The sequence below is a fragment of the Methylobacterium sp. PvP105 genome (assembly GCF_017876975.1).
In the GTDB taxonomy this organism is placed as follows: Bacteria; Pseudomonadota; Alphaproteobacteria; order Rhizobiales; family Beijerinckiaceae; genus Methylobacterium; species Methylobacterium radiotolerans.
The window spans coordinates 2,829,892-2,842,693 of record NZ_JAGIPA010000001.1 but is presented as its reverse complement, the minus strand read 5'-3'; the positions used below and the strand labels follow the sequence as shown (position 1 = coordinate 2,842,693).

General features: G+C 72.9%; 9 protein-coding genes and 2 tRNA genes. 1 reads left to right on the top strand and 10 read right to left on the bottom strand.

The window, feature by feature from the left end; genetic code table 11:
• Positions 1-8: 8 nt before the first annotated feature.
• From J3A75_RS13465 to J3A75_RS13455, 3 genes are all read right to left on the bottom strand, one after another.
• Positions 9-1,613, bottom strand: coding sequence for a TROVE domain-containing protein (locus J3A75_RS13465; RefSeq protein WP_070999312.1), 1,605 nt, complete (start codon positions 1,611-1,613; stop codon positions 9-11).
• Between the two features lie 224 nt (positions 1,614-1,837).
• Positions 1,838-1,969: transfer RNA gene (locus J3A75_RS13460), tRNA-OTHER, on the bottom strand.
• Positions 1,970-2,036 (bottom strand) — tRNA-Ser (locus J3A75_RS13455).
• 603 nt (positions 2,037-2,639) lie between these two features.
• Between J3A75_RS13455 and J3A75_RS13450 the strand changes: the two genes are divergently transcribed.
• Positions 2,640-2,933, top strand: a complete 294-nt coding sequence (locus J3A75_RS13450; RefSeq protein ID WP_012318786.1) for a helix-turn-helix domain-containing protein — start codon at positions 2,640-2,642, stop codon at positions 2,931-2,933.
• A 25-nt stretch (positions 2,934-2,958) separates the two neighbouring features.
• On the opposite strand, the gene J3A75_RS13445 is transcribed toward J3A75_RS13450, so the two are convergent.
• The 7 genes from J3A75_RS13445 to ileS all read right to left on the bottom strand — a co-directional run bounded on the left by J3A75_RS13445 (position 2,959) and on the right by ileS (position 12,566).
• Positions 2,959-3,732, bottom strand: a complete 774-nt coding sequence (locus tag J3A75_RS13445; RefSeq protein WP_012318785.1) for a ferredoxin--NADP reductase — start codon at positions 3,730-3,732, stop codon at positions 2,959-2,961.
• 316 nt (positions 3,733-4,048) lie between these two features.
• Complete coding sequence (locus J3A75_RS13440; protein ID WP_012318784.1) at positions 4,049-4,999, bottom strand: ring-cleaving dioxygenase; 951 nt, start codon at positions 4,997-4,999, stop codon at positions 4,049-4,051.
• A gap of 246 nt (positions 5,000-5,245) precedes the next feature.
• A complete protein-coding gene (locus tag J3A75_RS13435) occupies positions 5,246-6,541 on the bottom strand; it encodes a M16 family metallopeptidase (RefSeq protein WP_012318783.1) in 1,296 nt (431 codons plus the stop codon).
• 106 nt (positions 6,542-6,647) lie between these two features.
• Positions 6,648-8,057 (bottom strand): M16 family metallopeptidase, encoded by a 1,410-nt coding sequence (locus J3A75_RS13430; protein WP_012318782.1) that lies wholly within the window; start codon positions 8,055-8,057, stop codon positions 6,648-6,650.
• Between the two features lie 159 nt (positions 8,058-8,216).
• Complete coding sequence (locus J3A75_RS13425) at positions 8,217-8,879, bottom strand: hypothetical protein (protein WP_029360955.1); 663 nt, start codon at positions 8,877-8,879, stop codon at positions 8,217-8,219.
• Between the two features lie 160 nt (positions 8,880-9,039).
• Positions 9,040-9,531, bottom strand: coding sequence for a signal peptidase II (gene lspA, locus J3A75_RS13420; RefSeq protein ID WP_071000671.1), 492 nt, complete (start codon positions 9,529-9,531; stop codon positions 9,040-9,042).
• A 68-nt stretch (positions 9,532-9,599) separates the two neighbouring features.
• Complete coding sequence (ileS, locus tag J3A75_RS13415; protein ID WP_107088329.1) at positions 9,600-12,566, bottom strand: isoleucine--tRNA ligase; 2,967 nt, start codon at positions 12,564-12,566, stop codon at positions 9,600-9,602.
• Positions 12,567-12,802: the final 236 nt, after the last annotated feature.

Genomic DNA, 12,802 nt, shown 5'->3' with positions numbered 1-12,802 from the left:
GCCCCGTCTCACGCGCGGATGAAGTCCGCGATCACGGCCGGAGCCGCGGTGTCGAAGCCGACCACGTCGAGCATGCCGGGATCCTCCGGGTCGGCGATGCTGAAGCCGTTGGAGACCAGCCCCACGACCACCAGCTTCGCCGGGATCCCGGTCTTCTCCCGGTACGCCCGCAGCGCCTGGACCGGGTGGACCGGCCCCGCCCAGGTCTCCGAGTCCGTGTAGACCACGAACGCGTCGGCCTTCACGCCCCGCTCCAGCGCCCAGCGCATCGGCAGGGCGCAGTCGGTGGCGCCGAACGGCAGGTCGGCGGTCACCCGCACCGCCTGATCGAGCCGCGTCGACGGCCCGATCGGCAGCGGCGTCAGCGCGGCCCCCTGGCTCCAGGCCCGGCCGGCCTCGGCGGTGAAGCCCAGCACCTGCCAGCGCTCCTCGGTCGCCGCGGTGACGAGCGCCATCGCGGCGGCCGCCTCCCGGGCCGTGAGCGTCGAGCCCGCGACCGTGCTGGCGCCCATCGAGCCCGAGACGTCCAGTGCCAGCACGAGGCGCTGGCCCGTGGGCTCGACCGCGCCGAACGCCGTGTAGAACGCGGCGTTCAGCGCCTCGACGATCGCCGCCACCGGCTCCCAGGTGAGCGTGCCCCGCTGACCGCGCCCGGAGGCGTAGGTCGCGAGGGCCAGCAGCAGCGCCATCGGGTGCAGGCGCGCCCGCAGGATCCGCTCCCGGTCCGACAGGACCGCCCGGACGTGCTCGGTGCCCTCGGAGAAGGGCGCGAGCACCCCCGCGGCCGTCAGGCGGCCGAGCTGGCGCACGAGGGCTCCGACCGGCATCCGCTCGATCAGGGCCTCGTTCACCGCGCGGCTGCCCATCAGCCCGGTCGGCAGCGCCTCCCAGGGCAGGCCGTGGGAGCGCACCAGGGCGGCGGCCACCGCCCCGTCGACGCCCGGCGCCTGCACCCGCGCGAAGGCGTGGACGATCCCGGGTGCGGCCTCGGTCACGGTGCCGCGGCAGATCCAGTCGAACAGCGCCTTCCGGGCGGGCTCCTCCGTCTCCGGGTGGGCCAGCCGCAGCAGGTCGCGGTGCGACCAGCCCTGGCGGGTCCGGTACTTCACCGCCTGGAAGGCCAGGGCCTCCACGGGCTTGGCGCAGTACCAGTTACCGACCGCCCGGCGCAGGCCCCGGCCCCAGCCGCGCATCGCCTCGACCGAGGCGGCGAACTGGAACAGATGCGTGCCGGTGCGGCAGACCCGCGGCAGGGCCGCGAGGGCCGCGCGCCGGGTCGCGAGGTCCGCCGACGCGGCGGCCAGCGCCAGGGCGAAGATCGCCGGATCCTGCTTCGGGGCCCGGCCGCCCTCGCTCACCGCCACGATGGCGGCGACCGCGCGGGCGCCGTCCTGCGCGACGCACCGCTGCACCGCCGCCGCGTTCGCGGCGGTCAGGGCGCGCGGGCTCGCGTAGTACGAGCCGCCCTCGGAGCCGAGCACCAGGAAGCGGTCGAGCCGCGCCCAGTCGCCGACCGCGAAGACGTGGCCTCCGGCGGCGTTCGGCACCGTGCCGGGGATCGGCTCCGTCTGCGGGGTGGCGCGGAGCCGGAACATCTGTGCGAGCTTCGTCATGGCGGGCTCCTCTCGGTCTCTCCTCTCTCCATCGCGGCCGATCGCCGGCCGGTGGCGCGTCCCGGCGCGCGCGGTCGGGCGGGGACGCGGCCGCGGCGCGTCGTCCACCGCCGCTCGCGCGCGGCCGGTATCTCGTGTGGTCGGGGGCGGGGTTCCGTCCGGCCGGGCGCGGGCGTGGCGGCGACGAAGGGCTTGTCCGATGCTCTGCTTGAGCTACGGGCCTGACGGCCCGGCGGGACTCGCACCCGCACCCCTCGGATCCCGATAACCTTCGTCTTCCGGCCCGCGTCCGGGCGATGCGGGCGTGGGGTGAGGAACGGTGTCCGGGCGCTCTATCCGGGCTGAGCTACGGGCCTCGCGGCCCGGCGGGATTCGAACCCGCGACCTCCCTGACGTGAAGATAACCGTTCCTCTCCGGCCCGCATCGTCGGCCGGGATCCGCGCACGGTCGGCGCCCCGGTCGTCTCGCGGGGCCCTGCGGTCGTGGTGTCGGGGACGGGCATGAGCTCCGGCGACCGCGCGGCCCCCGGCGGGGATCGAACCCGCAACCTCCGCGGGACAAGCCCGCGGCGCTCTACCGATGATAACCGTCCCCTGCCGGCCCGCAGGGTCCTCGAGACGCGCTCAGCCTCTCGGGCCGAGAGCCCCGCGATACGACCGTAACGGTCGCATCAGCCCGGGACGGGCGAACGCCGCGACGTCGATGCCGTCGTGCTGTTTCATGCCATGCTCCGTCCGAACGGGGCTTCGGGTGACGCGGGCGTGTCGATGAGGCTCGGGGGGATCCGTGACAGGGATAACCGAGCGTCTCCGGCCCGCGCCGGTGAACTGCGATTGGCTGCCGGTGGCGACCGACGCGAAGGGAACCGGACTCTTCCGCCGCGGCGCGCGGGCCGCGGATACAGGGAGGGTGCGGAAACTTCAGATCACCGGCCCGGCAGGCCGATGGCGCGGTGGATACGGTCGCGCTCGGCCTGCGTCAACCGGAAACTTGATAATTCTTTCAGTTCGGGCGATCCCGGATCCATGATCACTGCCGCCCAGATCCGCGCCGGCCGCGGACTTCTCAAGTGGACGCAGGGGGTTCTCGCGAGCCGCGCCGCGGTCTCCGTCGTCACCCTGAACATGATCGAGAGCGAGCAGGTCCAGCCCCGCACCCGGACCCTCGCGGCGATCCGCGCGGTCCTCGAGGGGGCCGGCATCCGCTTCGTCGGCGACCCGCAGGAGGGCTACGGCGCGATCCTGCGCCCCGCCCCCGAGGCCGGATCCGGGGACGCGCCGGCACAGAAAAGCCCGGCGCGGCGGACCGCACCGGGCTGAAGCCGAACCGGCCTGCGCGGACGCGCTACTTCTCGACGAAGGCCTTCTCGATGACGTAGTGGGCGGCCTCGCCGTGGTTGCCCTCCTCGTAGCCGCGGGAGGACAGGAGCTCGCGGGTGTCGCGGATCATGTCGGGGCTGCCGCAGAGCATGAAGCGGTCGTTCTCGATCGACATCGGCGGCAGGCCGATATCCTCGAACAGCTTGCCCGAGACCATCAGGTCGGTGATCCGGCCGCGGTTGCGGAACGGCTCGCGGGTGACGGTCGGGTAGTAGATCAGCTGGTTCGAAATCATCTCGCCCAGGAACTCGTGGCGCGGCAGCGTCTCGGTGATGGTCTCGCCGTAGGCCAGCTCCTGCACCTGCCGGCAGCCGTGGACAAGCACGACCTTCTCGAACCGGTCGTAGGCCTCGGGATCCTTGATGATCGACAGGAACGGTGCCAGCCCGGTGCCGGTGCCCAGCAGGTACAGGTTGCGGCCCGGCAGCAGGTTGTCGAGCACCAGCGTGCCGGTGGGCTTCTTGCCGACGATGATCGGGTCGCCGACCTTCAGGTGCTGCAGCTTCGAGGTCAGCGGGCCGTCCTGGACCTTGATCGAGAAGAACTCCAGCTCCTCCTCGTAGTTGGCCGAGACCACCGAGTAGGCGCGCAGCAGCGGCCGGCCCTCGACCTCCAGGCCGATCATGGTGAACTCGCCGTTGCGGAACCGGAACGCCGGATCCCGCGTCGTGCGGAACGAGAACAGGTTGTCGGTCCAGTGGTGGACCGACAGAACGCGCTCCTCGTAGAACTTGCTCATCGACGGATCAGTCCTCGAATCCTCTGACGCTCGGCTCACGGTCCCGACGATTCGGGTCCCGTGGTGCGGGGGATCCCCGCCGCCCCGCTCGGGCGGGGGTGGATCCTCGGCAGGGAACCCGCCCGGATCCGGATGCGAACACACGCGCGCTGCTTCTTTCGCAGTTGCAGCACGCCCGTCAAGGCGCGCCGGGATCACACACGCGAAAGAAGTGAACGGCCTGGAATCGTTCGAATATTTAGCGTCTTCGGGGACGCCCCGCAGCGTCGCCCGGGACATGGGAGGGTTGCCGCCGGGCGGGCCCCGCGCCGCGCCCTCAGGCGGGGGCGCCGGGCCGGAGCGGCGTCAGCCCGGCCTCGATCTCGGCCCGGCGCGGCTCCAGGAACGGCGGCAGGGCCAGGCGCTCGCCCAGGGTCTCCAGGGGCTCGTCCGCGGTGAAGCCCGGCCCGTCGGTGGCGATCTCGAACAGGATGCCGTTGGGCTCGCGGAAATAGAGGCTGCGGAAGTAGTAGCGGTCCACCGGCCCGCTGCTCGGCACCCGCGCCGCCCTGAGCCTGTCGGCCCAGGCCTCGTACGCCCCGTCCGGGATGCGGAAGGCGACGTGGTGGACCGCGCCCGCGCCCTGGCGGGCCGGCGCGGACCGGTCGGCCAGGAGCTGGAGCTCCGCGGCCGGGCCGCCGGGTCCCATCGCGTAGACCTCCACCGGGCCGTCCCCCGTCTCGAAGGTGCGGTCCCGGCGCATGCCGAGCACCTCGGTCAGCACGGCGGCGGTGCGGGCCGGGTCCGGAACCGACAGCCGGATCGGGCCGAGGCCGCGGATCTGGTAGGCGGCCGGCACCGGCGATCCGTCCCAGGGATGCTCCGGCCCGGTCCCGCCATCGTCCACCAGGGCGAGGCGCTGGCCCTCCGGATCCTCGAAGTCGAGGGTGAGGCGCCCGTCGCGCGCGACCGGCTCGGCCTCGACGAGGCCGGCCTCGCGCAGGCGCGCGTGCCACCACGCCACCGCGCCCTCGCCCGGGACGCGCAGATGCGTGCGGGTGATGCTGCTGGAGCCCCGCCGCTCCCGGGGCGCCGGCCAGTCGAAGAAGGTGATGTCGGTGCCGGGGCTCGCCAAGCCGTCGGCGTAGAACAGGTGGTAGGCCGAGACGTCGTCCTGGTTCACCGTCTTCTTCACGAGCCGCAGCCCGAGCGTGCCCGTGTAGAAGGCGACGTTCTCCGCCGCGCGCGCGGTCACCGCGGTGAGGTGGTGAATACCGGTGAGCTGCATGTCGGTCCTGGGGTTCGCCGCGTCCGCCTCAGGTGGGGAGCGGCGGCGGCTTTGCGAGCGGCCCGCGGATCGGGAGGCCGGCACCCGTTCCTCCGGCGCAGCGCCGCGGTCGGCCTGCACCGGTCGCCGCCCGGGAGGCGCCACGCCGCTCCGGGCCGCACCCCGGAAGGGAGAAGGGGTCGCGGCGCGCCGATCGTCCCCCGGACGCGGCGGATCTTGCGGAGCCGCGTTCCCGAGCCCTGGCCCTCAGAGCCCGACCGGCCGGCCGGCGGCGACCACCAGCATCTTGCCGTCCGCGAAGGTGCGGGCGGCGGCCCGGCGGATATCCGCCTGGGTCACGGCCGACACCATCGCGTTGCGGCGGGCGATGTAGTCCATGCCCAGCTCCTCGAAGGCGATCTGCACCAGCTGGTGGGCGATCTTGGTCGAGGTGTCGAAGCCGAGCGCGTAGGAGCCGGTCAGGTAATCCTTGGCCTTCTGCAGCTCGTCGTCGTCCGGCCCGTCGGCGATCAGCCGGCCGATCTCGTCGCCGATCACCGACAGGGCCTCGCCGACGCGCTCGTTCTTGGTGGCGGTGTAGCCCCAGGTCATCGCGGCCGACCGGTGGCTGACCAGAGAGGTGCCCACCGAGTAGGCCAGCCCGCGCTTCTCGCGCACCTCCTGGAACAGGCGGGACGTGAAGGCGCCGCCGCCGAGGATGTGGTTCAGCACGTAGGCCGGGATGAAGTCCGGGTCGCGCCACGGCACGCCGGCCATGCCGAACCGGATCACCGACTGGGGCACGTCGAGGTCGACGATGACGCGCTTGCCGAGATCGTGCACCTCGGTGCGCGGCACCGCCTTCAGTTCGCCGGCCTCCGGCAGGGCCCCGAAGGCGCGGTTCAGGCCCTCGGCGAGCTGCTCGGCGCCGATGGCGCCGACCGCCGCCACCTTCACCCGGCCCCGGCCGATGATGCGGGCATGCATCGCCAGCAGGTCGTCCCGGGTGATCGCCGTCACGCTCTCCACGGTGCCGGAGGACGGGCGGGCGTAGGGGTGGCCGGCGAAGGCCTCCTTGAAGAAGCGGCGCGAGGCGAGCACGCCCGGATCGTTCTGCTGGTAGCGCAGGCCGGCGATGATCTGGGCGCGGACGCGCTCGATCGCGTCGGGGTCGAGGCGCGGCTTGGCCAGCGCCAGGGCGAGGAGCGCGATGCCCTCGTCGGCGTGCTTCACCAGCATCTTCAGCGAGCCGCCGACCGCGTCGGCGCCCGCGTGGAACGACAGCTCGATCGCCCGGGCGGCGAGCCGCTCCTGGAACAGGTCGGAGGTGAGGTCGCCGGCGCCCTCGTCGAGGAGCCGCGCCAGCATCTGCGCGCAGCCGGCCTTGCCGGCCGGGTCCTGGGCGGCGCCGCCCTCGAAGGTGAAGGCCAGGGCGATCATCGGCACCACCGGCGACTCGACGTGCCACGCCTCGATGCCGGGGGCGGTCGTCACCGGCAGCGCCGTGGTCGGCGAGCTGACGGTTTGGGCGGTGGTCTCGACCAGAGTCTCGGCCAAGCTCATGGGAACCTCGTGTCTCTTTCTCGGGCGACGGCGGAGCGGGCCAGGGCTCCCGTTCGGCACGCGCCCCGTCCGGCCCCGTCACGGGCCCGGCGGGACGCACCCGGGGTTACTCGGCGGCCATCGCGACCGGGGCGTCCGGATCCTGCGCCTTGGTCAGGTAGCCGGTGACCGAGCGGGCCGGCGTCAGCCAGCGCTCGGCGGCGCCCTTGAGGCGGTCCTGCGTCACCGCCTCGATGTCGGTCGGCCAGCGGCGGACCTCCTCGATGGTCTCGCCGATCGCCAGCGCCGAGCCGTAGATGCGGGCCAGCGACGACTGGCTGTCGGAGGAGTAGACGGTCTCGGCCACGAGGCGGGTCTTGGCGCGCTCGATCGCCTCGGCGTCGAGGGCCTCCGCGGGGGCGCGGCGCAGCACCCGGTCGACGGCCTCCTCCAGCTTCTCCAGCGGCACGCCCTCGGCGGGCACCGCGTAGACGGAGAAGCGGGTGTCGTCGATCGCCGAGCCCATGTACCAGGCGCCGGCATTGACCGCGAGGCCGCTCTCCATGACCAGCTTGCGGTAGAGGTACGAGGTCGAGCCGCCGCCCAGCACCTCGGCCAGCAGCTCGAGGTCGTGGCAGCCGCCGTCGCGGGCGGTGATGCAGGAGGGGGTCAGGTAGAGCCGCTGCAGGGTCGGCTGCTCGACCTTCGGGTCGGCGACGGCGACGCGGCGCAGGGCCTTCGGCTCCGGCTCCCGCGCCCGCAGACGCTCGGGCCGGGCGCCCTGGGGCGCGACGCGGCCGTAGGTGGTCTCGGCCAAGCGCCGGACCTCGTCGGGGGTCACGTCGCCGGCCACCACCAGGATGGCGTTCTCGGGGGTGTAGAAGCGCTTGTAGTAGGCCAGCGCGTGCTCGCGGTTCAGGCCCTCGATCTCGTGCATCCAGCCGATGATCGGGATGCCGTAGGGATGGTGCACGAACAGGCCGGCGGCCATCGCCTCGGAGAGCTGGGCGGAGGGGTCGGTCTCGACCCGCATGCGCCGCTCCTCCAGCACCACGTCGCGCTCGGGGGCGACCACGGCGTCGTCGAGGACGAGGCCGCTCATGCGGTCCGCTTCGAACGCCATCATGGTGCCGAGGTGGTCGCGGGCGACCCGCTGGAAATAGGCGGTGTAGTCGTAGCTGGTGAAGGCGTTCTCCTGGCCGCCCAGGCCCGACACCGCCTTCGAGAAGGCCCCGACCGGGTGCTTCTCGGTGCCCTTGAACATCAGGTGCTCGAGGAAGTGGGCGATGCCCGACTGGCCGAGCGGATCATCGGCCGAACCGTTGCGGTACCAGATCATGTGGGTGGCGACGGGGGCCCGGTGATCGGGGACGACCACCACGTCGAGGCCGTTGTCGAGGGTGAAGGCCGTCACTTCCGGTCCGCCCGCCTCGGAACGCCCGAACGGCGCGGCCTCGCCCCGGCCGGCGCTGCCGCCGTAGGGCGAGCCCGGACGCAGCGGGAAGAGGGTGGGCGTCGCCTTCCTGAACAGGTGCATTCCGCTTTCCTTCTGCCGGCCCCGGATCGAAGCGTCCCGCGTCGGGATGCGCGCGCGGATCGGGGCCGTCCTGGTCACCGGGGCGCAAGAACCGCACCGGGACAATCGTCTCATGTTGCCACGCCGCCGCGCCGTTGCAACGGCGACACGGCGCCCCCGTCACTGCTGCGCGCGCTGACGGAGATACGCGCGGGGATCCGCCTCCTCGCGCTCGCGGCTGGCGTTGTTGATCGGGTCGCTCGACGGCGGCCGGGCCAGCTGCTTGGGCGACTGCCGGTATCCGGTCGGCGGATCCGTCAGCGTGTCGCGGCTCGGCTCGATGTCGGAGGGCTCGGCGTTGGCGCTCTTGCCCTTGAGCAGCTCGAAGGGGCTGAGCAGGCTGTCGTCGCGGTTGTTGTCGCCGGGCTTGCGCTCGGCGGTGGTCGTCAGGCCCGCCCCGGCGCGGCGGCCCCCGCGCATCTCCTCCACGGAGAGCGTCGCGTTGTTGTCGTCGTAGCGGCCCTGGGCCTGGGAGCCCTTGGGGTTGCGCCGCTCCACGGCGGCGCGCTCGCGCTCGACGATCTCGGGATCCTTCGGCCAGGCGGTGCTGGTGGAGCGCGCCCGCGGCTGGGGCAGGGCCTTGCCGTCGATCTTGGGCGGCATCACCAGCGGGGGCCGCTCGTGATAGTCGATCGGATCCTGGCGCTTCTCCAGGAGGCCGATGCCCGACAGGGCGTCGCGCATGAACTCGCCGCGCTCCTGCGCGTGCGCGGGGCCGACGCAGAGCGGAGCCAGGGCCACCGCGGCGGAGAGGAGGGGACGAAGCCTGCGATGCCCGGTCATGCTGCCTCACGGGTTCCGGACGGGGGGTCCGGCTCTGGGACGACCGCGGCGCGGCCTGATCCGACGGGTCCCGGCCTGAGGCCGGTTTCCGGCGATCGTATGGCGCCTTGACCGCGTCGCGCCAGGAGGGCGGTGCAGCCGTACCTGTGTGTTGCAGGGATCACAGGCGCGGCGCCGGGTCGCCCCGCGCCGGCGACGCCCGGTCCTTGCGGCCGTCCGGGGACAGGCTGTCGAGGATCAGGCCGATCACGCCCGCCACGATCGCCGCGTCGGCGACGTTGAACACGTACCAGGACCAGCCGCCGGCATGCAGGTGGACGAAGTCGAAGACGGCGCCGTAGGCGGCCCGGTCGATGGCGTTGCCGAGCGCGCCGCCGACGATCAGCCCGAGGGCGATGCCGAGGAGCCGCGACGTGGCCCGGCGCATCCAGATCCCGAGGCCGAGGGCGGCGGCCAGCGACAGGGCCACGAGGAGCCAGCGGCCGATCCCGCCCTCCTGCTGGAACAGCCCGTAGGAGACGCCCCGGTTCCAGACCACCACGAAGTCGGCGAAGGGCGCCAGCCGCCAGGGCTGCGTCAGCACGAGGTCGGTGCCGAAATAGAGCCCGAGCTTGGTGGCCTGGTCGAGGATCAGGGTGAGGACGAGGGCCAGGAGGCCGGCGCCCCCCGCTCCCCGCGGGCGGGGAGCAGGGGCGGCGCCGCCGACGACGTGGGAGGCCCTCACGCCGCGCTCGCCTCCGGATGCGCCGCGTCCCACTCGCGCAGGGCCTGGGCGTCGCGGGGCGTCACCTCCGGGTAGTCCGGATCGCTGCCCACGCTCGGGCTGACCCGCCAGGACCGGGCGCATTTGCGCCCCTCGGCCGGGCTCGGCACCACCGCCACGCCGCGCACCTCGTCGAGCCGGAAGGCCTCGGCCGGGCCCTCGCCCGCGACCACCGTGATGGCGGAGGTGATGCAGGTATCGGCGAAGTCGCAGCCCTCGAGCGCCGCGAGCAGCTCCGGGTCCGCCACGTAGACCGTCGGCGCCGCCTCCAGGCTCGCGCCGATGCGCTTGGCCGCGCGCTCGATCTCCAGGGCGCCGGTGACCACCCGCCGGACCCGCCGGATCCTGTGCCAGCGCTCCGCGAGGGCGGGGTCGAGCCAGTCCGCCGGGGTCTCCGGCAGGGTCTGGAGGTGCACCGAGCCGTCCTCGGACGGGTAGCGGTCGAGCCACGCCTCCTCGGCCGTGAAGGCCAGCACCGGGGCGAGCCAGATCGCCACGCGCCGGAAGGCCTCGTCGATCACCTGCAGCGACGCCCGGCGGCGGACCGAGGACACCGGATCGCAGTACAGGGCGTCCTTGCGCACGTCGAAGTAGAAGGACGACAGGTCGCCGGTCATGAAGCCGTTGAGCAGCGCCACCACCCGCTTGGTGTCGAACGCCGCGTAGGCCTCGCGGATCTCGCCGTCGAGCTCGGCGAGCCGGTGCAGGATCAGCCGCTCCAGCTCGGGCATGTCGGCGTAGGCCACGTCGTCGCCCGGGACCCGGTGGGCCAGCGAGCCCAGCATCCAGCGCAGGGAGTTGCGCAGCTTCCGGTAGGTCTCCGCGAAGGTCTTGATGATCTCCGGTCCGATGCGCAGGTCGTCGGTGTAGTCGGAGGCCGCGACCCAGAGGCGCAGGATGTCGGCGCCGGAATCCTTGATGACGCTCTGCGGCGCGACGACGTTGCCCTTCGACTTCGACATCTTCAGGCCCTTGCCGTCGAGCACGAAGCCGTGGGTCAGGACGATGTCGTAGGGCGCCCGGCCGCGGGTGCCGGCGGATTCGAGCAGCGAGGACTGGAACCAGCCGCGGTGCTGGTCGGAGCCCTCCAGGTACATGACCCGATCCCGGCCGCCGTCGCGGACGCGCTTCACCCCAGAGAGACCCGGGAAGGCCTCCGGATCGTCGAGCACGAAGGCGTGGGTCGAGCCGGAATCGAACCAGACGTCGAGGACGTCGGTGACCTTCTCGTAGGCGGCCGGGTCGTGGTCGGGCGCCAGGAAGCGCTGCGCGGCGTCGTCGCGGAACCACGCGTCGGCGCCCTCGGCCGCGAAGGCGTCGCGGATGCGGGCGTTGACCCGCTCGTCCCTCAGGATCTCGGCGGTCTCGCGGTGGACGAAGACGGTGATCGGCACGCCCCAGGCGCGCTGGCGCGAGACCACCCAGTCCGGCCGGTTGGCGACCATGCCGGTGATGCGGTTCTTGCCCTGGGTCGGCACCCACTGGGTGTCGTCGATGCCCTGGAGCGCGACCTCGCGGAGCGTCCGGTTGCCGAGCGAATCCACCGGCCGGTCCATGGCGATGAACCATTGCGGCGTGTTGCGGAAGATCACCGGCTTCTTGGACCGCCAGGAATGCGGGTACTGGTGGCGCAGCACCCCGCGGGCGATCAGCGCCCCGGCCTCGGTCAGCGCGGCGATGACCGCCTTGTTGGCGTCGCCCTTCTCGCCCTTGGCGGTGAGCACGCGTGTGCCGGTGAAGCCCGGGGCGGCCTCGGTGAGGACGCTGTCGGCGTCGACCGTGTACGGAATGGTCGCGTCGATGCCGCGCTCGCGCAGCAGCCGGCCGCTGGCCATCCAGAGCTCGAAATCCTCGCGGCCGTGGCTCGGCGCCGTGTGGACGAAGCCCGTGCCGGACTCGTCGGTGACGTGGTCGCCGTCGAGCATCGGCACGGCGAAACCGTAGCCGAGCTTCGCCAGCGGGTGGTCCAGGGTCAGGCCCGCGAGCGTCGACGGGCTCACGTCGGCCACGCGCGCGAACGCCTCGACCCGGGCGGCCTTGAACACGGTCGCGGCCAAGCTGTCGGCGAGCACGTAGGTCTGGCCGGGGGTCGCCCAGTTGTCGGCCGGCGCCTCCGTGACCCGGTACAGGCCGTAGGCGATTTTTTTGGAGTAGGCGACCGCGCGGTTGCCGGGGATCGTCCAGGGCGTGGTCGTCCAGATCACCACCCGGGCCGCCGCGAGGTCGCCCTCGGCGCCGGACCGGATCGGGAAGGCCACGAACACCGTGTCGCTGACGTGCTCCTCGTACTCGACCTCCGCCTCGGCGAGCGCGGTCTTCTCGACCACCGACCACATCACGGGCTTGGAGCCGCGGTAGAGCTGGCCGCTCATCGAGAACTTCATCAGCTCGTCGGCGATCACGGCCTCGGCGGGGAACGCCATGGTGGCGTAGGGATGGTCCCAGTCGCCGGTGACGCCGAGGCGCTTGAACTCCTCGCGCTGCACGTCGAGCCACTGGGCCGCGAAGGTCCGGCATTCCTGCCGGAACTCGATCACCGGCACGTCGTCCTTGTTGCGGCCCTTGGCGCGGTACTGCTCCTCGATCTTCCACTCGATCGGCAGGCCGTGGCAGTCCCAGCCGGGGACGTAGTTGGCGTCGAAGCCGAGGGCGGTCTGCGAGCGGACCACCACGTCCTTGAGGATCTTGTTGAGCGCCGTGCCGATGTGGATGTTGCCGTTGGCGTAGGGCGGGCCGTCGTGGAGCACGAATTTCGGCCGGTCGCGGCCGGCGGCGCGCAGCTTCCCGTACAGGTCCATCCGCTTCCAGCGCTCGATGAAGAGCGGCTCGCGCACCGGCAGGCCGGCGCGCATCGGGAACTCGGTCTGCGGCAGGAACAGGGTCTTGGAATAGTCGCGGGCGGGCGCGGTCTCGGGGGCGGTCATCGGATCTCGCATCGGCGGTCGGGCCGGCAGCGTCGGGCCGGCGGAATCGGGTCGGGCGGCAGGAGGATCCCGGACCTCCGCGCGGCCACGCTGGAGCGGGCCCTCAGGCGGAGGCCGGGCCGGTAATTCGGATCGGGCGGCCGGGGCCGCGCAGGGCGCGCGAAGCGTGCATGGGGCGTTCTCTACCAGCCGCCCCGGCCCGAGGCCAGCGGCAGCGCGGATCACGCGCCCGTGAC

Bases quoted from the DNA above. Each gene is read 5' to 3' on its own strand.
- J3A75_RS13465 (WP_070999312.1), bottom strand. From the start codon at position 1,613: ATGACGAAGCTCGCACAGATGTTCCGGCTCCGCGCCACCCCGCAGACG.
- J3A75_RS13450 (WP_012318786.1), top strand. From the start codon at position 2,640: ATGATCACTGCCGCCCAGATCCGCGCCGGCCGCGGACTTCTCAAGTGG.
- J3A75_RS13445 (WP_012318785.1), bottom strand. From the start codon at position 3,732: ATGAGCAAGTTCTACGAGGAGCGCGTTCTGTCGGTCCACCACTGGACC.
- J3A75_RS13440 (WP_012318784.1), bottom strand. From the start codon at position 4,999: ATGCAGCTCACCGGTATTCACCACCTCACCGCGGTGACCGCGCGCGCG.
- J3A75_RS13435 (WP_012318783.1), bottom strand. From the start codon at position 6,541: ATGAGCTTGGCCGAGACTCTGGTCGAGACCACCGCCCAAACCGTCAGC.
- J3A75_RS13430 (WP_012318782.1), bottom strand. From the start codon at position 8,057: ATGCACCTGTTCAGGAAGGCGACGCCCACCCTCTTCCCGCTGCGTCCG.
- J3A75_RS13425 (WP_029360955.1), bottom strand. From the start codon at position 8,879: ATGACCGGGCATCGCAGGCTTCGTCCCCTCCTCTCCGCCGCGGTGGCC.
- ileS (WP_107088329.1), bottom strand. From the start codon at position 12,566: ATGACCGCCCCCGAGACCGCGCCCGCCCGCGACTATTCCAAGACCCTG.